This window comes from Pseudoalteromonas sp. SANK 73390 (genome assembly GCF_054966645.1).
In genome coordinates, this window is sequence record NZ_ARPN01000088.1 from 37,488 (window position 1) to 61,125 (window position 23,638).

Genomic DNA, 23,638 nt, shown 5'->3' on the forward strand with positions numbered 1-23,638 from the left:
ATTTATATCAGGAGAGAACGATGAAACTTCACTACCCACTCATAGCTTTGCTATTTGGTCTATACAATCTGAACTGCCAAGCTGAACCGCTACAAATACAAACAACCACGCTACAAGGCGAGAAGATTAGCACCTTAGGTAAAGTAACCTATTTAAAGTTTTGGGCAACTTGGTGTCGCTACTGTATTGAAGAAATGCCACATCTAGAGCAAACATTTAAAGCCCGATCAGCAAAATTGAATGTGGTATCAGTGAATATAGGGTTAAACCAATCGCCAGAGCTGGTAAAACGGTTTTTAGACAAGCACGACTATCACACTGCCACAGCCTTTGATCATGATGGCAGCTTGAGTAAAAAATTTAATGTCATTGGTACCCCCACTCATATTTTGCTTGATGAACAAGGACGAGAAATCTACCGCACTGCATTAATAAATGATGAACTAAACAGCGTACTATCGGCTTATTTACCCAAGGAGAACAACCATGAATAAAGCCGTGCTATTGTTACTACTATGTTTGTATAACCACACAGTTTTTGCCTTACAAGTTCAGTTAAATAGCACCAAAGAGCTGGTATTTATCGATATTTGGAGTGAATATACTCAGCTAAGTACGTTGCCAACGAGTGATTATCCAAGGCAATTTCTACAACCAGATATGAATGTAACGCCTGCAGATATTGCCAAATTCGTGAATGCTTACCCACAATATAAATCGCTGAAAATTGATAAAGAGAATACATTGGGGATGCGCTTTGGTGTGCGTAATACCCCCACTATTATCCGTATCGCACAGGGGAAAGTCGTAGATAAACAGCTATTAAGTGAACCACCGAGCTTACCTCCAAACGAGAACATAGCAATAAAAGCGCAGCATCTGCAATTACACGATTTAGACATTAAACCACATGACTTTAAAACTGCCAGCTCAACAATACGGTTAATATTATTCGCTGATGCATTGTGTCCTGCCCGGCATTTACCGCAATGCGAGCAAAAAGCCGAGATACACAATAGTATTGCACCACTAAATACAATACAAAAACTCACCGTGATCAAACCGTTTTACATATCATTGGCTGATGTAAAAGCCTATCAACAACGCTTCAATGTAAAGCACCCCGTATTACTTGATACATATAATGCACTGTTTAGACGCTTTAATATCACTAGTTTACCTTACTGGTTGTTACTCGATAAAAACAATGAGGTACTATATCGAGGCGCGTCGGCACCCAGTAAACGTTTACTAGCACCCTACTCCAACACCCATTCAGACTGACAATACACACTATATGGTGGCGGCAATTGTGCTAGAGTTAACAATCTGCCACCGCCATTATTCAGCCTAATCGCTATTTTATCAGCTAAAGCCTCGTCTTGCGGTTGCCACTGTCGGCTAAATTTTTGCTTGGTGTTACGCAATAACATAAGCGCTTTATCAGTCTGCCCTAGCTGCGCATATGCATAACTACCATAAAGTGCCTCAAGTTTTTGCTCAGGCTCAACACCCATTATTGTAATTGCATGAAGATAATTACTTTGCGCAACTTGTATATACATTTGTGTATAACGCGTAAAAGCATAACTATCAGTTAGCTCATATTGTTTGTATACCAACCGAGCTGCCACAATTAACATATCTGCTTGTGCGTAGTCTTGCTTAGCAATCAATAACCACGCGAGCATAAGCTGCGTATTTGCACGTGTTATTGGGTCAAGCTGCGACCTTAACAATAACAACTCAAAGGCCGTTGTTGCTCGATGCCAAGCGTCTTGTTCAACCATGGTTGAACTCAGAGCAATATCCATATTGGCCATCGCAGTTAAAAACTGCTGCTGTACTAACAATTGCGAATTTGTTTGTTCATCAAGCGTTAGCTCTACCAAGTAGGCTAATGCACGCTCCCCTTGGTGCAGCTGAATAGCATAAAAGGCCATATACAATAAAATACTATTTTTAATGTACTGATTATTTTGTTGTGTTGCCATATCTAACGCTTGAGCTAGCGCATCTTCTCGTACAGACAGGGTTGCCAAATAATTCTGCCCCAATGCAAAATAACTCAACATTAATAACGCCTGTTGACCTTGTTGGCGATAATAAGTAATCGCCTTTGTAACTACCTTTAAATTATCTGCCATATCAAGCTCTGCGCTTTGCTCTAACCCAGCTTGAGGTGGATTGGCTAGGTAAAAAGCACGCTGTGACTCCGAATGGCTAAAAGCACCAGCACCCAGTAAAACTTTAGCACTGTGCATAGCTTTACTGTGTTTTTGCCAATTAAGCTGTAACCAGCCTAAGTCCGCCTGAAGTTGATAACTACGTGCGAGTAACCGCTGGTGGTTTAATGCTTGGGCTGTTGCCATGGCATGCTTTAGTGAAACTTCTACCTGCGCAAAATCTCCTCGATATAACCAATAGCGGCCAAGGTAAAGATGATAACGAATAAATAAGTAACTACTTGGGTCTAAGTTATCAATGTGTTCAAAGTGCGCCAGCGCCGCTTGCCAGCTTCCCACTTTCCATAACCCATTAGCTAGTTCAAGCCGTGCCGCATGATTATTTTCATCATGCGCCAAAGCTGCCTTAAAATATGGTAATGCTGCCCCTACTCCTTGGTACGTTAACGCATGGAGTCCCGCTAAGTAATTTTGTCGCGATTGTCTAACATCAGAGACTGACTCAGTCCATATCGCTTCGGTGTGGCCACTTAAAATAGCCACTAGTTGATTTACAATATCATTAATAGGTGTATGTAAGTCTTCACTTATCATTTGGCCTTTTTGTGGTGGTTGCTCACGACGGTTAATTTGATAATGTAGAACATAACGCTGCTGCTGTTGAGTAAGCTTGGCACTAAAACCAATATCAGCATTATGACGCATTACATCAAGCAAAGATTGATCAGAAAAACTAACTTCATCGAGTACAGTAAAATACGGATGAGCGGCTTGTTTTAGCTGCTGCTGCAAAGCATATCCCCACCAATCCAGCTGCGTTTGCCCGGTTAAATTTTCAACTGATGCAACCAATAATCGCGGTAACTGCTGCTGAGAAGATGCTATTGGTCCTTGCTGCTTAGTATAATACACCGACCCAATTGCAATCCCGAGCACCGAAATAAAACCCAATACCAACAGCGTATATTTTATTTTCCAAAACTTAGTGTTACTTTGTTCAGCAGGCAAAGGCACACGTTTTACTGCGGCAACCCACATATAGCCTTTTTGCGGCATCGTTTTAATAAACTCAGGTTGCTGCGCGTTATCACATAATATCTTTCTTAGTTCTTGAATGCTTTGTGTCAGCGCCGCATCTCGATATTCACCATGTAACCAAAGACTACTGAGAAGATGCTCTCTGGTAAGCAACTGATTCGGGTTTGCTAAAAAAAACGCCAATAACTGGGCAACTTTTGGGCGTAATATACGGCTTTGCTCATCCCATTTAAGCGTTTCTAACTGGGGGTCAAATTGAAACTGCTTGAATTGATACACTAACGTGGCATTCCTTAGCTAATCTGGGTTTATCCTACCCACTAATATACAAAAACCGAGCTCTCCTGTCATGTTTGCACACCAACACAAAGATAAACAACCTTAGCGCATGGCTGAGCCTGCCGCTTTGCTGTACAATTTGCTCAATAGTAACTGCAAATCTTTTATCATCATGAATTCACAAGACACCATAGTCGCACAAGCTACCGCTCCAGGGCGTGGCGGTGTAGGTATTATTCGCGTTTCAGGCACTTTAGCACGCACCGTGGCCAAGCAAATAATGGGAAAATGCCCAAAAACCCGTTATGCAGAATATTTATCATTTAACACCTTACATGGTGAACAGCTCGACCAAGGTATTGCGCTATTCTTCCAAGGCCCAAATTCATTTACAGGTGAAGATGTGTTAGAGCTGCAAGGCCATGGTGGCCCGGTGGTGATTGACATGTTGCTAAAAGAGATTTGCCAAATAGAAAAGGTCCGCCTAGCGCAACCAGGGGAATTTTCTGAGCGCGCGTTTATCAACGATAAAATGGATTTAACACAGGCTGAAGCCATTGCTGATTTAATTAACGCCACCAGTGAGCAAGCGGCAAAAAGTGCCCTGCACTCACTACAAGGTGACTTTTCAAAGCATATTAATACGCTGGTGGAAAAAGTTATTCATTTACGTATGTATGTAGAAGCCGCCATTGACTTTCCCGATGAAGAAATCGACTTTTTATCCGATGGTAAAGTCAGTGGTGACTTAAATACCATTATTGAACAATTAGCTGAGGTGCGTAAACAAGCCAAACAAGGCAGCATTATACGTGAAGGTATGCGGGTAGTAATAGCAGGTCGCCCTAATGCAGGTAAATCAAGTTTGCTCAATGCATTAGCTGGTCGAGAAGCGGCTATTGTTACCGATATTGCAGGTACTACGCGTGATGTACTGCGTGAGCACATTCATATAGATGGCATGCCGTTACATATTATCGACACGGCAGGGTTACGAGAAAGCCCTGATAAAGTAGAACAAATAGGCATTGAACGTGCTTGGGGTGAAATTCGCCAAGCTGATCACGTACTATTTATGGTTGATGGTACAGACACCAAAGAAACTGATCCCGCTAAAATCTGGCCCGATTTTATTAAACAGCTACCGAAAGGTATGGATATTACCGTGATCCGCAATAAAGTAGACTTAAGCGGTGAAACTGTCGGGATTGATAACGCTGATGAACATACGCTTATTCGCTTAAGCGCCAAAGATACTCAAGGTATTGATTTACTTAGAGAGCACCTTAAGGCATGTATTGGTTTTCAAGGTGCTACTGAAGGCGGCTTTATGGCCCGTCGCCGTCATCTAGATGCGCTAGCGCGCGCCGCTGAGCATTTAGACATTGGTCAAACCCAATTAGAGATGCACATAGCCGGTGAAATTTTGGCAGAAGAGTTGCGTCTCACTCAACAACACCTTAATGAGATCACAGGTGAATTTAGTTCAGATGATTTATTGGGTAAAATCTTTAGCTCGTTTTGTATCGGTAAATAACAAGGTTAATTCAACTTACATGCGAGGCTGTCCAGCCTCGCATTAAACTGGCACGGATATACTTTTCAGTGTATTGCAGCTAAAGAGTCGAAAAATCCACCTCAGGCAAGCATTCAAATCCGGGTTTGGCAAACAAATAACCCTGCATTAAGACGATTCCCGCATCGCGTAGCCATTGATATTCTCCTAACGTTTCAATGCCTTCTGCCAAAGCGGTAATATTGAGTTCATTAAACATATTCAAGCAATTTTTAACAATCACTTGGCGTACACTATCTTTATCAATGTTTCTCACCAGTGCCATGTCTAATTTAACGATATTGGTTTGAAAATCCGCTAATAAATTTAGCCCTGAATAGCCAGCACCAAAGTCATCAGTAGCGGTTAAAAAGCCCAATGACTGATAATATTTCACGACCAACTTAACATGTTGAAAATCTTCAAATTTTTCAACTTCAGTAAATTCAAACATAATGCGATTGGTTGGAAAGTTATACTTATTTGCCGCTTCTAATGTGGTGCGAATACAACGCTCGGGTTTATAAATAGCATTAGGTAAAAAATTAATACTTAAATAGCTCTTTATCTCTAGTTTTGCAGCAAGGGCAATGGCTTTGACTCGGCATAGTTGATCAAAGGTATATCTATTATCGTTATTGATTTGCGATATAACAGACCAAGCAGATTCATTATTTATACCCCTAACTAACGCTTCATAGCCAAATATCTGTTGTTTTTCAGCATCGATAATTGGCTGAAATGCCATGGTAAAATCAAATCCAAGCGAATCTGCATTATCACAATTACTGCAACTTGAACGCTTGCAGCTTATTGATTGCTCGGCCATTTTTTATCCTTGGTTTATGTGTCTAAAAACAAGCCTAGCGCTAATAAATGACAAGCGCAACCTTGCTGACCCTTTCTACTATAGAGCTATTATGGTTATAGTTCAGTTCCAATTACAGCCAGCACACATACAAACGGCTCTTTATATTCGTGTTACAAAATTATAAAGAACTCGTAAATATGAATAAATACCATCACTTTCATCAGCTTCACAATCAAACAACACTATTTAAATTGCTTAATCCTTGGGACCCACTCCCTGCAGTATTACTACAGCAAGGAGGTTGCCAAGTAATTGGGACAACTAGTTGGGAATGGCTAATGAACGAACACAAAATGATGGTGAATCATGTGCTTTTAATGCTTTTTTAATGCAAACCAAACAGATCATTAATGCGGTAGACATCGGTGTAAGCGTTGATATCGAATCAGGGTTTTCTGATGACATCCATGCCATCTGTGAGCATGTTTTAGCTATCGTAGAACTTGGTGCTGTGGGCATTAACATTGAAGATAGCTCCAAAGTAACCGGCCAATTACGTGATCTGGACCAACAAAGTGAAATTTTTAGCGCTATCAAACGCACTTTACACAGCGCTGGTTTCTCACAGGTATTTATAAATGCGCGTATCGATACACACTTATCACCTGTTCATCATTTTACAGACACTCTTTCTCATGCAAAAGCCTATGAAAATAGCGGAGTCGATGGTGTATTTGTACCCGGTATCATTAACGGACACGATATAAAAGTACTAAGTCGGCAACTCCATATTCCATTAAATGTATTGGCATTACCGTATTGTAACCACAATGAACAATTGCATCATTGGGGCATAAAACGGCTATCTTTTGGTAATACTCTGTCAGATCACTGTATAGATTTAATACAAAGAATGATAGTTGCTGCACTCAATGACCAAGATCATAGTGCGCTATTTCAACATCAACCGCTCCAGTTGCCATTTTAAAACGCTTAACAATGCTTTTTAGTGCAGAAAATTGACACTCATCTTATAAAAATAAAGTTAAAAAGCACTTTAAGTAAGCGAGCTCCTATAAACAAACCTGAGAAACGATCTTTTTTATACTTTTTTTAGATTGTTTTCTTATATAGATCAAATTAAATAGATCTAAAAACGTGATCATATTTATCAACTTAAAGTTTATACACACTCAGACTGTCCACATAGCCACTTTTAATCTTTATATACACAAGTTTAAACTAGAATACGTATAATTCTTTCAGAAATATAAGGTGAAATGATAATTTTATAGAGAATATACAAGCAGCTTATCCACAAATTTCTTACCCAAAACCATGTAAGAATAAATTATTACCTTCTTTATTTTCATATAGTTAAATATAAAAACCCAATTTAGAGGATTTTTTGACCGTTATTTTTTATCCAATTAGAATTGACGCCTCTTTACTTCTTCCACAAGGTCTTTATGATGTCGACATTCGCAACGAGGGTGTTTAACGCATGCAACATTTAGAGATCATCATTGGTAGTCAAATGGGTTCGGCTGAATATGTCGCAGAGCAGCTTAAAGAAGTACTGCAAGATCAAGATATTAATGCAGTTCTACACGAAACACCTATGTTGAATGATATCACCCAGCCAGTTTGGCTGGTGGTTACCTCAACATATGGAGCAGGTGATTACCCAGAAAATCTATTACCTTTTATTAGCCAACTAGATCAGCAAGATAATTTAGATCACATTCAGTTTGCAATTGTCGGTCTCGGTGACACAAGCTACGACACCTATAACCATGCAGCTAGAAATTGCGAACAATTGCTTAGCAATAAGGGTGCTAAACAGCTATTACCAAATTTAGAGATCAATGTGTTAGATGAAGCATTGCCAGAAGATACTGCATTAGCTTGGCTTCCTCAGCTTGTTACAGTGTTACCACAAGGTAAATAAAGATCTTGTCAATAAGTTATACACAATTTTACTTTATATTATTTATAATTGTGGATAACACTTGATCTAAAGGGTGATCTAAACATAGTTATCCATGGGATAAATATCTTCAGATCTCCCCTTGTGTATAAGTAGCCGTTTTGATCAGAGCTTATTTACCCTTTGATCCGATCTAATTCACACCTATTGATCAGGCGTAAATGATTGATTTGTAATGCTAATACAGCCTTACCCACAGAAAATGCGATCACTAATAATAAGATCTAATAAAAGATCTTTAAAAAGATCCTTATATATTATTAGAGATCTAATTTAACCTTTTTATGTGTTGCTCATTATTTAAACATTTCACTTCTTCGCATTTCTAGGTAGAATACGCTCCCTCTCAGAATTTGCTGGTTGTTTTTAAGTAGGATCCCGTAAATGATTTATCATGAACATTTTGACGTAATTGTAGTAGGTGGTGGACATGCAGGCACCGAGGCAGCATTGGCTTCAGCTCGTATGGGCATGAACACATTATTGTTAACTCACAATATGGACACATTAGGTCAGATGTCATGTAATCCTGCCATTGGTGGTATTGGCAAAGGTCATTTAGTAAAAGAAATTGATGCATTAGGTGGAGCTATGGCGAAAGCCATCGACCAAGGCGGTATTCAATTTAGAACTCTTAATTCATCTAAAGGCCCTGCGGTGCGAGCCACTAGAGCACAAGCTGATAGAGTGCTTTACAAAGCAGCTATTCAAAATATCTTGCAAAAACAAGAAAATTTAAAAATATTCCAACAATCTTGTGATGATTTGATTGTTGAACAAGATCAAGTAAAAGGCGTAGTAACTCAAATGGGACTGCGTTTCTCTGCCAATTCGGTTGTTTTAACCGTTGGTACTTTCTTGGGTGGTCAAATTCATATTGGCATGGAAAACTTTAAAGGGGGTCGTGCAGGTGATCCACCTTCAATTGCACTTGCAGAACGTCTACGTGAATTACCGTTTAGAGTGGATCGTTTAAAAACAGGTACTCCTCCTCGTATTGATGCACGTACTGTTGATTTTTCCGTGATGCAAGAACAACCAGGTGATACACCCACGCCGGTATTTTCATTTATGGGCAAACAATCAGATCATCCACAACAGATCCCATGTTATATCACTTATACAAATGAACAAACGCATGATGTGATCCGTGAAAATTTACACCGTTCTCCTATGTATGCAGGTGTAATAGAAGGCATTGGTCCACGTTACTGCCCTTCCATTGAAGATAAAATTGTACGTTTTGCAGACAAAGATAAGCATCAAATATTTGTAGAGCCAGAAGGGCTGACATCTTATGAATTATATCCAAATGGTATTTCTACCAGTTTACCGTTTGATGTGCAATTACAAATAGTTCAATCAATAAAAGGCTTTGAAAATGCACATATTTGTCGTCCTGGTTATGCCATAGAGTATGACTTTTTTGACCCCCGTGATTTAAAGCAATCTTTAGAAACTAAATTTATTAATGGATTGTTTTTTGCGGGTCAAATTAATGGCACAACAGGCTACGAAGAAGCGGCTGCACAAGGCTTAATTGCAGGTATGAATGCGGCACTGCAAGTAAAAGGTTTAGATGCTTGGACACCGCGTCGAGACCAAGCTTATACCGGTGTATTGATTGATGATTTAGCTACACTTGGTACAAAAGAGCCGTACCGCATGTTTACTAGTCGTGCTGAATATCGTTTATTATTACGTGAAGATAATGCTGATCTACGCTTAACTGAAAAAGGTCGAGAACTTGGCCTTGTTGATGATAATCGTTGGGCTGCCTATAACGATAAGTTAGAAGTGATGGAACTTGAATCTCAACGACTTAAATCAACTTGGATCCACAAAGATCATCATGCAATTGATCAAGTTAACAATTTACTTAAAACGCCTTTAGCGCGCGAAGCGAGTTTAGAGGATCTTATTCGTCGTCCTGAAGTTGCTTATCATGATCTAATGGCTATCGATGGTTTTGCATCTGATTCAACTAATATTCAAGCTCTTGAGCAAGTTGAGATCCAAACTAAATACGCAGGTTATATTGCACGTCAACAAGACGAGATAAATAAACAGCTTCGTCACGAAGAAAGCCTATTGCCAACAGATTATGATTATTCACAAGTAAGTGGCTTATCTAATGAAGTTGTCGCCAAGTTAACTGATGTGCGTCCACAGACTATAGGCCAAGCTTCGCGTATTTCTGGTATCACCCCGGCCGCTATTTCGTTATTATTAGTGTATCTGAAAAAGCAAGGGCTACTGCGCAAGTCTGCGTAGCGGCATAGGAATACTGTGTTACAGCAACAATTGACTTCTTTATTAGCGCAAACGGACATTGCGCTAAGTGAACATCAACAACAGCAATTAGTGCATTATGTTGAGTTACTAGACAAATGGAATAAAGCTTACAATTTAACCTCAGTACGCAGTCCTAAAGAAATGATGGTTAAACATATCATGGATTCTTTAATGGTTGCGCCTCACCTAGACGGTCAACACTACATTGATGTTGGTACAGGCCCTGGATTACCGGGTATTGTATTGGCAATTGCGCTGCCTCATACGCAATTTGTATTATTAGATAGTTTAGGTAAGCGAGTACGTTTTTTAACACAAGTAAAACATGCACTTGGACTAGATAATGTAACTCCTGTGCAGTCTCGTGTTGAAGAATATCAACCAAGTGTTAAATTAGATGGGGTGCTTAGTCGTGCTTTTGCATCATTGCAAGATATGGTTGATTGGTGTGGACACTTAATAGACCCGTCTGGAAACTATTTGGCACTTAAAGGACAATTCCCGGCGCAAGAGCTTGAACAATTACCTGCAGGGGTAAAACTGCAGCAAGATATTCATCTTAACGTGCCAGAGTTAGATGCAGAGCGTCATTTAATTATTCTTTCTAAAGATTAGTATTCGAGGGCAACGTGGCAAAAGTCATTGCAATTGCAAACCAAAAAGGTGGCGTTGGCAAAACCACGACGGCTGTTAACTTAGCAGCATCGATGGCGGCAACTAAGCGCAAGGTATTATTAATTGACCTAGACCCGCAAGGTAATGCGACGATGGGTAGTGGTGTTGACAAGTATGGTGATGTCGCAACCATTTATGATTTATTAATAGAAGAGCAAGCATTAGATGATGTTATCTGTAAAGAAACCTCTGGTGAATACCATCTTATTGCCGCTAATGGTGATGTGACAGCTGCAGAAGTGAAGCTGATGGAATTGTTTGCCCGTGAAGTACGTTTGCGCAATTCATTGGAAGCGATTCAAGATCAATATGAGTTTATTTTTATAGACTGCCCACCATCGTTAAATATGTTGACGGTAAATGCGATGGCCGCAGCAGATTCAATATTAGTGCCTATGCAATGTGAATATTATGCACTGGAAGGGCTAACGGCCTTAATGGATACTATTACTCAACTGGCTAAGCTAGTGAACCCTCAATTGCAGATAGAGGGTATTTTGCGCACCATGTATGATCCACGAAATCGTTTAGCGAATGATGTGTCTGAGCAGCTAAAACAGCACTTTGGCGATAAGGTATACCGCACGGTGATCCCGCGTAATGTGCGTTTAGCGGAAGCTCCAAGTTTTGGTGCGCCAGCAATGTATTATGACCGGGCATCAAGTGGTGCAAAAGCCTATTTAGCTTTGGCAGGCGAAATGTTACGTCGTAAAGAAAAACAATCCGCAGCGGTTGCCTAAGAGGATAATAATAACATGTCGGTAAAAAAACGTGGTTTAGGCCGAGGCTTGGACGCCCTACTCAGTTCATCAAAACCAGCTCCAGATAAAGAGCCTGTTGCGGTTCATCACGATAGTAAAGAACTTGATACTACAGTAGAGCGATTTAGTGATGGGCAATTACAGCATGTCCCCATAGAGTTTTTACAACCGGGCAAGTACCAACCGCGTAAAGATATGTCTGAACAGGCATTAGAGGAGCTGGCCAGTTCAATTCGAGCTCAAGGCGTGCTTCAACCTATCGTTGTGCGCTGTGTAACTAAAAATCAATTCGAAATTATTGCGGGTGAGCGTCGTTGGCGTGCAGCACAACTGGCTGAACTTGATGTCGTACCGTGTATTTTAAAAGATGTAGCTGATGAAGCCGCGGTCGCGATTGCTTTAATTGAAAATATTCAGCGAGAAGATTTAAATGCCATGGAAGAAGCCGTTGCATTGGATAGGTTACTCCATGAATTTGAATTGACCCATCAGCAAGTTGCTGAGGCTGTCGGTAAATCTCGTACCACGGTCACCAATTTACTTAGACTCAATAATCTTAATGATGATGTTAAAATTTTGTTGGAGCACGGTGATATAGAAATGGGCCATGCGCGTTGCTTATTAGCACTCACCGGAGAACCGCAATCAGAAGCTGCAAGAACGGCAGTTGCAAAAGCGTTGACTGTAAGAGAGACTGAAAAGCTAGTGCGTGCTATTTTAGAGCCGGTGGATAAAAAGCAAGCAAAAGAAAAAGATCCAGATGTCAAACTGTTAGAACAACAGCTGGCCGAAAATCTGGGGGCTAAGGTAGAAATAAACTACAACCAAAAAGGCAAGGGTAAATTAGTTATTTCATATGCAAGTTTGGATGAATTAGACGGTATATTGGGTCGTATCCAGTCAGATATGCAACAACCTTCCTAAAGTGTGAAAAATACGCAAATGTAGCGCCGAAAAAGCGCTTCATTTGTCCCCTTCAAGTTGCAAAATCACCAAAAATAAGTATAATTTCGCCAGTTTTTCATGCCCTGATGCAATGCAGTGCCATAAAGGTTAATATAAAGTGACTCAATCGTTAGCCAGCCCATATCGTCGGGCCGCATTAAAAGGCATAATGCTTCAGGGAATAGTGACAGTAGTCGCAGCAGTAACCGTTTTTGTTGGTTGGGGAGTACAAGCTGGCGCTTCAGCGTTTGCTGGCGGGCTTGTTTCGGTACTTCCTAATTTTGTTTTTGCTTTGTATGCGTTTCGATATATGGGCGCAAGTAAAGCAGAACAAGTATTTGACTCGATAAAACGAGGCAATGGATTAAAATTTTTGCTTTCTGTGTGTTTGTTTACACTGGTATTTAAGTATTTTTCAGTCATGGCTTTGCCATTTTTTTGCTGCTACATACTGGTGTTGTTCACACAATGGTTTGCACCGATTTTTTTTAATCATTAACTTTTGGGATAAAACATGGCTGCAGAAGAAGTTACTCTATCAAGCCATATTCAGCACCACTTGACCAATGCTAAGATGTGTTCGACCGATACCGGTTTGGCCTTCAACAAAGCATGTGCGGACAGTGGTTTCTGGACATGGCATATAGATACCCTCGCATGGTCAATCGGCTTAGGTCTAGTCTTTTTATGGATCTTCCGAAGTGCCGCTTCAAAATCAACCACCGGTGTGCCTGGTAAATTTCAGTGCTTTATTGAAATGATAGTTGAGTTCGTTGGTGACAACGTGCGTGACACATACCACGGCAATAGCAAGCTAATTGCGCCGTTAGCCCTAACAATTTTTGTTTGGGTGTTCTTAATGAACCTAATGGATTTGATCCCTGTTGACTTTTTACCTGCGTTTGCTGGTTTTGTCGGCGAGAGTGCATTTGGTATGGACCCACATGATGTGTACATGAAAATTGTACCGACCACTGATATTAACTTAACAGCTGCGCTTGCAATTGGTGTGTTCTTATTGATGATCGGCTATTCAATTAGAATGAAAGGCATTGGCGGTTTTATCGCTGAGCTGACATTGCACCCGTTCAGCTCAAACAACAAGCTGGTTCAAGTGTTATTGATCCCGTTTAACTTGTTACTTGAGACAATTGCACTGGTCGCTAAGCCTTTCTCGTTAGCACTTCGTTTATTCGGAAACTTGTACGCTGGTGAATTGATTTTCATCTTGATTGGCGCTGTAGGTTTAATGCAATTGCCGTTGCACTTTATTTGGGCTGTTTTCCACATCTTGGTCATCGTACTACAAGCATTCGTATTTATGATGCTTACAGTGGTATACCTAAGCATGGCAAGTGCTAAAAATAGTCACTAATTTTTATATTTATAATTTAATTTTTTAACTTTAATTTACAATTGAAACTTTGGAGAAAAAAATGGAACTAGTATTAGGTCTTAAGTACATCGCTGTAGCTTTACTTATCGGTTTCGGTGCTATCGGTACTGCGATTGGCTTCGGTAACATGGGTGGTAAATTCCTTGAGGCATGTGCGCGTCAACCTGAGCTTGCACCTTCACTACAGGTTAAGATGTTTATCCTAGCTGGTCTAATCGATGCGGTAGCAATGATTGGTGTTGGTATCGCGATGGTATTGTTGTTCGTACTTTAATTTTATTTTTTGAACAGCTTACTATTTAAGGAGGAGCGGTTGTGAACTTAAACGCCACTCTTATCGGTGAATTAATTGCATTTACGGTCTTCGTATTATTCTGTATGAAGTACGTATGGCCACCACTAAATGGTGCAATTGAAGCTCGCCAGAAAAAAATCGAAGATGGTTTAGCTGCCTCTGATAAAGCTGAACAAGAACTTGAGCGTGCGCGCCTAGAAGCTGCAGAGCAGTTGACAGAAGCAAAATCTCAAGCGGCTGATATCATTGAACAAGCTAAAAAGCGTGCAGCGCTAATTGTTGACGAAGAGACGACTCGTGGTCAGCAAGAGCGTGAAAAAATTATTGCTCAAGGACACTCTGAAATTGATTCAGAACGTAGCCGTGTGACAGAGGACTTGCGTAAGCAGGTTGCTACTCTGGCCGTGGTTGGCGCTGAGAAGATTTTAGAGCGTGAAATCAATCAAGCCGCACACAGTGACATCGTTGAAAAACTTGTCGCTGAGCTGTAATTAGGAGGGTATGAGCATGTCTGAATTGACTACTATCGCTCGCCCATACGCTAAAGCGGCTTTTGAACTTGCCGTTGAAAAAGGCAGTGTTGAAGCTTGGAATGAGATGTTGTTCTTCGCCGGTCAAGTGGCCAGCGATGAACAAGTGTCAGCCTTGCTTTCAAGCATGCCGACTGCATCAGAACAAACTGACATTTTATTGAAAGTGTGTGCTGAGCAACTCAACGAACAGGGTCAGAATCTTATCAAGCTGATGGCCGAAAATAAGCGTTTAGCCGCCATTCCAGCAGTTGCTGATATTTTTGCTGATTTTAAAGCAGAATATGACAAAGAAATCGATGTTGATGTGGTTTCTGCAACTGAGCTTGTTGCTGAGCAACAAGACAAATTGGTCGCGGCACTTGAAAAACGTTTCGCACGCAAAGTTAAGCTGAATTGTAGCATTGACGAAGCCGTTGTAAGCGGTCTAGTTATCAAAGCTGGTGACACCGTTATTGACGGCTCTGTCCGAGGCAAACTTGACCGCTTAGCGGTTTCGCTACAATCGTAATTGGGAAAAAGAGCATGCAACTTAATTCCACAGAAATTTCTGCGCTGATCAAACAACGTATTGAGCAGTTTGAAGTTGTAAGTGAAGCACGTAACGAAGGTACTATTGTATCTGTTACTGACGGTATCATCCGCATCCATGGTCTAGCTGACTGTATGCAAGGTGAGATGATTGAGCTTCCTGGCAACCGTTATGCTATTGCACTAAACCTTGAGCGTGACTCAGTAGGTGCAGTAGTTATGGGTCCTTACGCAGACCTTAAAGAAGGCGTAAAAGTACAATCTACTGGTCGTATCTTAGAAGTACCTGTTGGTCGTGGTCTATTAGGTCGTGTTGTAAACACACTTGGTCAGCCTATCGATGGTAAAGGTGCACTAGATAATGACGGTTTTGAACCAGTTGAGAAAATTGCACCAGGCGTAATTGAACGTCAATCAGTAGATGAGCCAGTACAAACTGGTTATAAGTCTATCGATGCAATGATCCCAGTTGGTCGTGGCCAGCGTGAGCTTGTCATCGGTGACCGTCAGACTGGTAAAACTGCACTAGCAATCGATGCTATCATCAACCAAAAAGGTACAGGCGTTAAATGTGTGTACGTAGCGGTTGGTCAAAAAGCATCTACTATTGCGAACGTAGTACGTAAACTTGAAGAGCACGGTGCACTTGAGAACACAATCGTTGTTGTTGCATCTGCTTCAGAATCAGCTGCGCTTCAATTCTTAGCGCCATTTGCTGGTTGTACTATGGGTGAATACTTCCGCGACCGCGGTGAAGATGCGCTAATCGTATATGATGATTTGTCTAAGCAAGCTGTTGCTTATCGTCAAATTTCATTGCTACTTAAGCGTCCACCAGGTCGTGAAGCATACCCAGGTGACGTATTCTACCTTCACTCACGTCTTTTAGAGCGTGCATCACGTGTAAACGCTGATTACGTAGAGAAGTTCACGAATGGTGAAGTGAAAGGTAAAACAGGTTCATTGACGGCATTGCCAATCATTGAAACTCAAGGTGGTGACGTTTCTGCATTCGTACCTACTAACGTTATCTCAATCACCGATGGTCAGATTTTCTTAGAAACTGACTTATTCAACGCAGGTATCCGTCCGGCAGTAAATGCTGGTATTTCGGTATCTCGTGTAGGTGGTGCTGCGCAAACTAAAATCGTTAAGAAACTAGGTGGTGGTATCCGTCTAGCGCTAGCTCAATATCGTGAACTAGCGGCGTTCTCTCAGTTCGCTTCAGACCTTGACGATGCAACTCGAGCTCAGCTTGAGCACGGCGAGCGCGTAACAGAGCTAATGAAGCAGAAACAGTATGCACCAATGTCTGTTGCTGAGATGTCTCTGTCGTTATTTGCTGCTGAAAAAGGCTTCTTGAAAGATGTTGAAATCGCGAAAATCGGTGATTTCGAAGAAGGTCTTATCGGTTACGCGAATAGCACATACGCAGAGCTAATGGCTCAAATCAATGAAACAGGTAACTATAACGCCGAGATCGAAGCGCAGTTGAAAGAACTTCTTGAGAAGTTCAAGTCAACGCAAACTTGGTAATTTAGTTATGCATGGTGGGTGTTATCGCTAACACTCACCTTGATTCGGAGAGAGAGTCATGGCCAGCGGAAAAGAGATTAAAAGCAAGATCGGGAGTATTAAAAATACTCAAAAGATCACCAGCGCGATGGAAATGGTAGCTGCTTCTAAAATGAAGAAAGCACAAGAGCGCGTAGCGTCAAGCCGTCCATATGCTGAAAACTTACGCAAAGTGATCGGTCGTATTGCTCAAGCTAATCTTGACTTCAACCATCCGTTCTTAGTTGAGCGTGATGTGAAGCGAGTTGGTTATATTGTTATCTCTACTGACCGTGGTCTGTGTGGCGGTTTGAACACCAATGAGTTCAAAAAAGTGACACAAGACGTACAAGCGTGGAAAGAAAAAGGTGTAACTGCAGAATTTGCAACCTTAGGCGGTAAATCTGCTGCTTTCTTTAAACGTTTTGGTGGTCAACTACTTGCTAAAAAAGCAGGTCTTGGAGATACGCCTTCTGTTCAGGATGTAATTGGTCCTGTAAAAGTGATGTTAGAAGCATACGAAGAAGGCAAAATTGACCGTTTATTTGTGGTATACAACAATTTTGTAAATACCATGAAGCAAGAGCCAGTAATCGATCAGTTATTACCTTTGCCAAAAGCTGAAGAAGAAGTATCAGCTCACGCTTGGGACTACTTGTATGAGCCAAACCCAGAGTCTATTTTAGAGACTTTGTTAGTACGCTTCATTGAATCACAAGTGTATCAAGGTGTAGTTGAGAATGCTGCCTCTGAACAGGCTGCCCGTATGGTTGCGATGAAAGCCGCAACTGATAACGCCGGTGACCTAATTGATGAGCTGCAACTTGTTTACAACAAAGCACGTCAAGCTGCAATCACACAAGAGATCAGTGAGATTGTGAGTGGTTCGGCTGCGGTATAACGCTTCGGCAAAGTTTAACGAGAGGAATAGACATGAGTTTAGGTAAGGTCGTCCAAATTATCGGCGCCGTTGTGGACATCGAGTTCCCACAAGATAGCGTGCCAGCTGTATATGAAGCAGTAAAAATTACAGAAGGCGACTTAGTTGGTTTGACTCTAGAAGTTCAACAACAACTAGGTGGCGGCGTTGTTCGTGCAATCGCACTAGGTACTACTGACGGTTTACGTCGTAGCACTGCAGTCGAAGGTACTGGCGAGCCAATCAAAGTTCCAGTAGGTACAAAGACCCTAGGTCGTATCATGGATGTATTGGGTCAGCCAATCGATGAAGCAGGTCCAATTGGTGAAGACGAGCGTATGTCAATTCACCGTGCAGCGCCTTCTTATGAAGATCAATCAAGTTCAATCGAACTACTAGAAACAGGTATCAAGGTAATCGACCTTGTATGTCCGTTCGCTAAAGGTGGTAAAGTTGGACTATTCGGTGGTGCCGGTGTAGGTAAAACCGTAAACATGATGGAACTTATCCGTAACATCGCAATCGAGCACAGTGGTTACTCAGTATTCGCAGGTGTTGGTGAGCGTACTCGTGAGGGTAACGACTTCTATCATGAAATGAACGATTCAAACGTACTTGATAAAGTATCGCTTGTTTACGGTCAGATGAATGAGCCTCCAGGTAACCGTTTACGTGTTGCTTTGACGGGTCTTACTATGGCAGAGAAGTTCCGTGACGAAGGTCGTGACGTACTTTTCTTCGTAGATAACATTTACCGTTATACACTTGCAGGTACAGAAGTATCAGCACTGCTAGGTCGTATGCCATCAGCGGTAGGTTACCAGCCTACACTAGCTGAGGAAATGGGTGTACTTCAGGAGCGTATCGCGTCTACTAAAGCTGGTTCAATCACTTCAATCCAAGCGGTATACGTACCTGCGGATGACTTGACGGATCCATCTCCTGCTACAACCTTTGCTCACTTAGATGCAACAGTTGTACTATCACGTGATATCGCATCTTTAGGTATTTACCCTGCGGTAGACCCATTAGATTCATCATCTCGTCAACTTGACCCTCAAGTAATTGGTCAAGAACACTATGACACTGCACGTGGCGTTCAAACAGTTCTTCAGCGTTATAAAGAGCTTAAAGACATCATTGCAATCTTAGGTATGGACGAGCTTTCTGATGAAGATAAGCAAGTTGTATCTCGTGCACGTAAAATCCAGCGTTTCCTATCTCAGCCGTTCTTCGTAGCTGAAGTATTCACAGGTGCATCTGGTAAATACGTTTCACTGAAAGACACTATCTCAGGCTTCAAAGGCATCTTAAATGGTGACTTTGATGAATTGCCAGAGCAGGCTTTCTACATGGTTGGTTCTATCGACGAAGCAGTTGATAAAGCTAAAAACATGTAATTTAGGGGGTTGATATGGCTTCGACAGTACATCTTGACGTAGTAAGTGCAGAGCAAAACTTATTCTCTGGCGCTGTTTCTACTATCCAAGTGACCGGTAGTGAAGGTGAGCTGGGTATTCACCCAGGTCACGCCCCATTATTGACTGGCCTAAAACCTGGTATGGTGCGTTTAGTAAAACAAGATGGTGAAGAAGAAATCATCTATGTTGCAGGTGGCACACTTGAAGTTCAACCTAATATTGTAACCGTTCTTGCGGACGTTGCATTACGTGGTGAAGACTTGGACGAGCAATCTGCTGAGCAGTCTAAACGCGAAGCGCAAGCACAAATGGAAGCAGGTGGAGCAAGTGAACTTGATCACTATGCTGCGGCTGCACAGTTAGCTGAAGCAATTGCTCAGCTACGTGTTATCCGTCAATTGCGCAAATAAATACAAACCTATCTGGTTAAAAACCCGCACTGGTCAGTGCGGGTTTTTTTATGACTATATTCTGCGTAAAAAAGAGGTATCTATTAGTTTGCACTGATACCAATCTGTAACAAGGCTTAACCATTCTGAGGAACTAAATTTTCTGCTAGCTGCATTAATGGTTTATTATCGAAAACAATTAAATAGCAAAATTCCGCCTTGCCGATATTAATCTAGGTATCCTGGCGATAGCAGGATGCGAAAGCGGGGCTATCAACAAGGTTTCACAGTCTCAGCCTCAAAATAGATCGCTTAATTAAGCTCGTTGATATGAATGGAAGGTCTTTGCGCAATTGTTTTTATTGTTTTTAGTTTCTTAAATTGGTACTTTTGTGGTGTGAGGTAATTTAGATATTGATTTGTTTCTTTCTATTTTTTATTCTAATAAGTTTAATATTCAAGTATATAGACTATTCGGAAACGCTATTAGACGATTATTAAATTAATAGTCATAAATGTGAGCAGTCAGAGTGGGGTTTTGTTACGATAGATTTACAGATAATTAGTGGTTTATGAATGTTTTTATTGAGTTTAAAGCATTAGTCAGTACAATTCTGAATAGAATATAAGGACACTACATTACTGATAATGAATGAAGTAAGATTTTCACGACAGGTTAAGGAAGTGAAATTTGGGGCTTGGAGTTTAGACCCCAAAAAGCAGTGTATTGATGATGGTTCAGAAGAAAGAGAATTAGAACCACTACTATTCAGACTCCTTTGCTATTTTATTATTAATAACGAACAGATCATTACTCGTCAGGATCTGGTTGATGATGTGTGGTGCCAAAAATATGTAGATGATAATGCTATTAACCGTGCTATGTCTGAATTGCGCAAGATTTTAAAGTCTGAGATGCAAAAAGGTATTGTGGTTAAGACTCATTATCGCAAAGGCTACAGCTTCTTTCTTGAACCAGAGGTTATCTACCATCAAGACTTAGGTAATGAAGAAACGCCTTATGTTGAGAATCGGCGACTAATACCCAAAAAACCTTTACCACCGAAAAATGGCTCAGCGAAGCCCTTTAAAATTGCAGTATTCATTAGTATGGTATTAATTATTGCAGTCGGTTATTTTGTTGCTTCGTATTACCCTACCCAAAAAAGCCAATTACCCATAACAAAGAAAAGCATCGAAGAGAAAGTTTTGTCATGGGTGCCTGGTCGCTACGCGTATTTACGGCTTTCATTTAATAAAAAGTTATTAGCTTTTTCTTTTGCACCTCAGGGAACTAAATATTACTCGTTAGTGGTAAAGGAGCTGGATGGTGGTTACGAACGACGCTTAGGAGAAGAAGGTGTAAATTATTATCCATTAGGATGGTCAACAGATTCAAGTATATTGTATTACCGAGCTAAAACAGAAGAGACATGCCAGATATGGCAAATTCGGGCCGATTTTAGCGAAGGCAACCGTATGCTATTTGAGTGTAATATGAGAGGCCTTGTTCGTGGCAGTGGTGTCAGTAAGGAACGCATTATTTACTCTAAATCTGGTTATCGTAATAGAGATGAGCTTGCCGCATTAACAAGTCGAGATTTAACTACAGGTGAAGAGTTTCAAATAAGTTCTCCTAACTTAAATTCTTACGGAGACCAATTTCTAACTTATATTCCTGAAAAAGAAGTCCTGCTATTTGAGCGTCGTCAATATGATACTAATGAGTTATATATGACAGACCCAGATGGTGGCAACCAGATTAAGTTGCTAGAGTCATCTAGTCGAATTTGGTCGGTAAATTATGATGTGGAATCAGATCTACTGTTATGGTTTGATAATGTAAATAATACTGTCTTCGGTTATAGTTTGAGTGATAGGAAGTTGGTCAAAAAAGATAAGCTTAATACTTCACAAAGCTACGCTATATTTCAGTTTTTAAACAAAGATGAGATGTTGATAGTGAGTTATCCATTTGTATCTTATATCTATAGGCTAGACCCGGCCAAAGGGATGATGAATGCGGATATACAGTTGAGTGTAGGCAGTGCAAGCCCAATAAAATTTAAACAAGGCTATATGGTATTGACGGCACATGGCAGCAAGCGGGTTGTTACACAAGTTGATAACAATGGGAATAGTCACGTTTTAGATATACCCCCTGGGAACATTCGTAGTATTAGATACCATGAAAAAAGTGATTTATTGCTTGTTCATTACCGACATAAAATTGAAATATATAAGTATTCAAGCCTCTCGCTCGTTGATAGCATTGTGATAGGTAGTGGAGTTATATCAGCAGAGTTTTTGGGTCCTAGAGATGTAGGTTATGTGGTTTTAGAAGAACATAAGGTTAATAGTAGCTCATATAAATATTCATTAAAATCTAAGGAAAGTATTCCTATACCCACACTAAATGCACTATGGATAGGCCGCTTTGATGATAAAACAATAATTTCGTTATCCTCTAATGATACTATTTTACTTTATGATATGAATTCAGGAAAAGTGCTACAAGAGTTCGATTTACCTAAAGCGCGATATAGACATTCAATTGCTATTGGTGGGGGTTACATTTATCACTCTGATGGGGAGAGGATATATCGTATAGATCCTGACGAAAAAGGCAGTGTAGAAAAAATTCATGCTATCGATAATGCCAAATTTGTCATTAAAGATATTAGTTATACGCAACATGATGATGCATTGTGGATGAACGTATTTGAAGCTAATGAAAATCAGCTTTTAAATATAAAAATTGGCGAAAAAGTAAAATAACAACCCATATCAATTAGTAGCTATATAAAACTCTTTCGCATTTTAGTGTTTATCATATGTGCAGGAGTTTTTATTTAATTGGTTATGACCTTTAAAACAAATAGTTTCGTATTATACCTATTTTATTAATAACATTGATTATTCTAGGAGTTACATGACTCATTAACTGCGTGAAAAGTTTCTAATTTAGGACAGCTAAATAACCTCAGGTGTGGGTAAGGGTTTTGAAATAGTAAAGATGTAATAATTTACATTATTTGTCATCAATGATGATATTTTTCTTAATATCAAGGCGTTTAATAGATGATATTACAAGTGAATGCAACGCAGAGAGTAGCCCAAATAGCTTCATTGGGTAAATTAGCTTATCCAGAGCTCTGAGCTAAAATAGTGAAATTTGTACCTTGTTGCTAACTAAGTTATCGACACAAAACTGATTGATATAATTCACTAAAAAATAGATAGTTATGTAATCAATATACAGATATTTATAGTGGTTTCATATTATGGTTCGCTCACTCTAACTCACTACTTCCCCCTAAGTACATCAAGATACTGTTCATCTAGAGGGTAAAAATTTGTTTTATTAGATCAACATGCTGTAAATATAGCTAATTTGTAACCAATAGACATGTTGTAAATAAAGTGAGGGTGGCTTCATAAAGCTGAACATAGATTTTTTGGCGGTATATTTATGATCCGTAAATATAGAGGTCGAAGAGTATATATTTCAATTGCTTCCTAGGGGTTATTGAACTTTGTTGTGTGTTTTTACAGCAGTCATTCGGGTATTTTCCCAAGATAGAGCCTGTATCCATAGTTATACTATAATAAGCCAGGCGATAACGTAGAAAAAATGCCCGAATAGGGCTGCCCAAAGAGCTCAACCAAAGGTTTCCACCACTTTGTCATTCGCAACTGACATAAACTATTATGCTGCATTGCTTATTTCACGTAATGAAAGCTTTTAATTTGAACAAATTTATACCTCAAAGAGCAACAGCTCCTAGTGCTATCAAAAGAAGTCAAATGTTTGAGAAGATAAGCTGTTCGGTTGGTATTTTATTTAAAAGTTATGTGTTTCAGGAAATAGAAAATAACTTCTAAAATCACTTGTACATCTGCAATAAAGGCTTTTTAACCCACTTATTAGTCATAAATTTTAGTGATTGTCCGGTGTTTTCACTAAGGTTTAGGTAATGTTTGATTTTTAAATAAAATAAGTATAAAAATCAAATGTTTAATTGAAACCTTATAAAAGCAAGTGTAAGGATTAATAATTACTGAAAA

21 protein-coding genes are annotated in these 23,638 nt (G+C 40.2%); 19 read left to right on the plus strand and 2 right to left on the minus strand.

Going from position 1 to position 23,638, the window contains the following annotated elements; genetic code table 11:
* The first annotated feature begins 20 nt into the window (after positions 1-20).
* The gene (locus SANK73390_RS11115; protein ID WP_462766089.1) at positions 21-494 is read left to right on the plus strand and encodes a TlpA disulfide reductase family protein; all 474 of its coding nucleotides are present in this window, start codon (positions 21-23) and stop codon (positions 492-494) included.
* Entirely contained in the window at positions 487-1,284 is a 798-nt protein-coding gene (locus SANK73390_RS11120; RefSeq protein WP_462766090.1) for a TlpA family protein disulfide reductase, read from the plus strand. The genes SANK73390_RS11115 and SANK73390_RS11120 overlap by 8 nt, the downstream gene beginning before the upstream one ends.
* Here SANK73390_RS11120 and SANK73390_RS11125 read toward each other — a convergent pair.
* The gene (locus SANK73390_RS11125) at positions 1,260-3,503 is read right to left on the minus strand and encodes a winged helix-turn-helix domain-containing protein (RefSeq protein ID WP_462766091.1); all 2,244 of its coding nucleotides are present in this window, start codon (positions 3,501-3,503) and stop codon (positions 1,260-1,262) included. The genes SANK73390_RS11120 and SANK73390_RS11125 overlap by 25 nt on opposite strands.
* 172 nt (positions 3,504-3,675) lie before the next feature.
* Between SANK73390_RS11125 and mnmE the strand changes: the two genes are divergently transcribed.
* Positions 3,676-5,040, plus strand: a complete 1,365-nt coding sequence (gene mnmE, locus SANK73390_RS11130) for a tRNA uridine-5-carboxymethylaminomethyl(34) synthesis GTPase MnmE (RefSeq protein WP_462766092.1) — start codon at positions 3,676-3,678, stop codon at positions 5,038-5,040.
* A 79-nt stretch (positions 5,041-5,119) separates the two neighbouring features.
* Here the strand turns inward: mnmE and SANK73390_RS11135 are convergent, their stop codons facing one another.
* On the minus strand, positions 5,120-5,887 hold the full coding sequence (locus SANK73390_RS11135) for an EAL domain-containing protein (protein ID WP_462766093.1): 768 nt from the start codon (positions 5,885-5,887) through the stop codon (positions 5,120-5,122).
* 313 nt (positions 5,888-6,200) lie between these two features.
* Here SANK73390_RS11135 and SANK73390_RS11140 point away from each other — a divergent pair, with 313 nt between their 5' ends.
* The 16 genes from SANK73390_RS11140 to SANK73390_RS11215 all read left to right on the plus strand — a co-directional run bounded on the left by SANK73390_RS11140 (position 6,201) and on the right by SANK73390_RS11215 (position 22,348).
* Positions 6,201-6,857, plus strand: a complete 657-nt coding sequence (locus tag SANK73390_RS11140) for an isocitrate lyase/phosphoenolpyruvate mutase family protein (protein ID WP_462766094.1) — start codon at positions 6,201-6,203, stop codon at positions 6,855-6,857.
* Positions 6,858-7,373: 516 nt separating this feature from the next.
* Positions 7,374-7,820: an FMN-binding protein MioC gene (mioC, locus tag SANK73390_RS11145; protein WP_462766095.1), complete on the plus strand. Its 447-nt coding sequence runs from the start codon at positions 7,374-7,376 to the stop codon at positions 7,818-7,820.
* 423 nt (positions 7,821-8,243) lie between these two features.
* Positions 8,244-10,133, plus strand: a complete 1,890-nt coding sequence (gene mnmG / locus SANK73390_RS11150) for a tRNA uridine-5-carboxymethylaminomethyl(34) synthesis enzyme MnmG (protein ID WP_462766096.1) — start codon at positions 8,244-8,246, stop codon at positions 10,131-10,133.
* A gap of 15 nt (positions 10,134-10,148) precedes the next feature.
* Positions 10,149-10,769, plus strand: coding sequence for a 16S rRNA (guanine(527)-N(7))-methyltransferase RsmG (gene rsmG, locus SANK73390_RS11155; protein ID WP_462766097.1), 621 nt, complete (start codon positions 10,149-10,151; stop codon positions 10,767-10,769).
* A gap of 14 nt (positions 10,770-10,783) precedes the next feature.
* Entirely contained in the window at positions 10,784-11,569 is a 786-nt protein-coding gene (locus tag SANK73390_RS11160; protein ID WP_462766098.1) for a ParA family protein, read from the plus strand.
* Positions 11,570-11,584: 15 nt separating this feature from the next.
* The gene (locus SANK73390_RS11165; RefSeq protein WP_462766099.1) at positions 11,585-12,514 is read left to right on the plus strand and encodes a ParB/RepB/Spo0J family partition protein; all 930 of its coding nucleotides are present in this window, start codon (positions 11,585-11,587) and stop codon (positions 12,512-12,514) included.
* A 139-nt stretch (positions 12,515-12,653) separates the two neighbouring features.
* Entirely contained in the window at positions 12,654-13,034 is a 381-nt protein-coding gene (locus tag SANK73390_RS11170; protein WP_462766100.1) for an ATP synthase subunit I, read from the plus strand.
* A 15-nt stretch (positions 13,035-13,049) separates the two neighbouring features.
* Positions 13,050-13,910, plus strand: coding sequence for a F0F1 ATP synthase subunit A (gene atpB / locus SANK73390_RS11175; protein WP_462766101.1), 861 nt, complete (start codon positions 13,050-13,052; stop codon positions 13,908-13,910).
* A 61-nt stretch (positions 13,911-13,971) separates the two neighbouring features.
* Positions 13,972-14,205, plus strand: a complete 234-nt coding sequence (atpE, locus tag SANK73390_RS11180) for a F0F1 ATP synthase subunit C (RefSeq protein ID WP_004335261.1) — start codon at positions 13,972-13,974, stop codon at positions 14,203-14,205.
* Positions 14,206-14,246: 41 nt separating this feature from the next.
* Positions 14,247-14,717, plus strand: coding sequence for a F0F1 ATP synthase subunit B (gene atpF / locus SANK73390_RS11185; RefSeq protein WP_462766102.1), 471 nt, complete (start codon positions 14,247-14,249; stop codon positions 14,715-14,717).
* A 16-nt stretch (positions 14,718-14,733) separates the two neighbouring features.
* Positions 14,734-15,267, plus strand: a complete 534-nt coding sequence (gene atpH, locus SANK73390_RS11190; RefSeq protein WP_261594180.1) for a F0F1 ATP synthase subunit delta — start codon at positions 14,734-14,736, stop codon at positions 15,265-15,267.
* 14 nt (positions 15,268-15,281) lie between these two features.
* The gene (atpA, locus tag SANK73390_RS11195; protein ID WP_261594181.1) at positions 15,282-16,823 is read left to right on the plus strand and encodes a F0F1 ATP synthase subunit alpha; all 1,542 of its coding nucleotides are present in this window, start codon (positions 15,282-15,284) and stop codon (positions 16,821-16,823) included.
* 58 nt (positions 16,824-16,881) lie between these two features.
* Positions 16,882-17,742: a F0F1 ATP synthase subunit gamma gene (gene atpG, locus SANK73390_RS11200; RefSeq protein ID WP_261594182.1), complete on the plus strand. Its 861-nt coding sequence runs from the start codon at positions 16,882-16,884 to the stop codon at positions 17,740-17,742.
* Between the two features lie 32 nt (positions 17,743-17,774).
* Positions 17,775-19,160: a F0F1 ATP synthase subunit beta gene (gene atpD, locus SANK73390_RS11205; RefSeq protein ID WP_261594183.1), complete on the plus strand. Its 1,386-nt coding sequence runs from the start codon at positions 17,775-17,777 to the stop codon at positions 19,158-19,160.
* Between the two features lie 14 nt (positions 19,161-19,174).
* Positions 19,175-19,591 carry a F0F1 ATP synthase subunit epsilon gene (locus SANK73390_RS11210; RefSeq protein ID WP_462766103.1) on the plus strand — a complete coding sequence of 139 codons (417 nt, stop codon included), beginning with the start codon at positions 19,175-19,177 and terminating at the stop codon, positions 19,589-19,591.
* Between the two features lie 663 nt (positions 19,592-20,254).
* Positions 20,255-22,348 (plus strand): winged helix-turn-helix domain-containing protein, encoded by a 2,094-nt coding sequence (locus SANK73390_RS11215; protein ID WP_462766104.1) that lies wholly within the window; start codon positions 20,255-20,257, stop codon positions 22,346-22,348.
* Positions 22,349-23,638 lie beyond the last annotated feature (1,290 nt).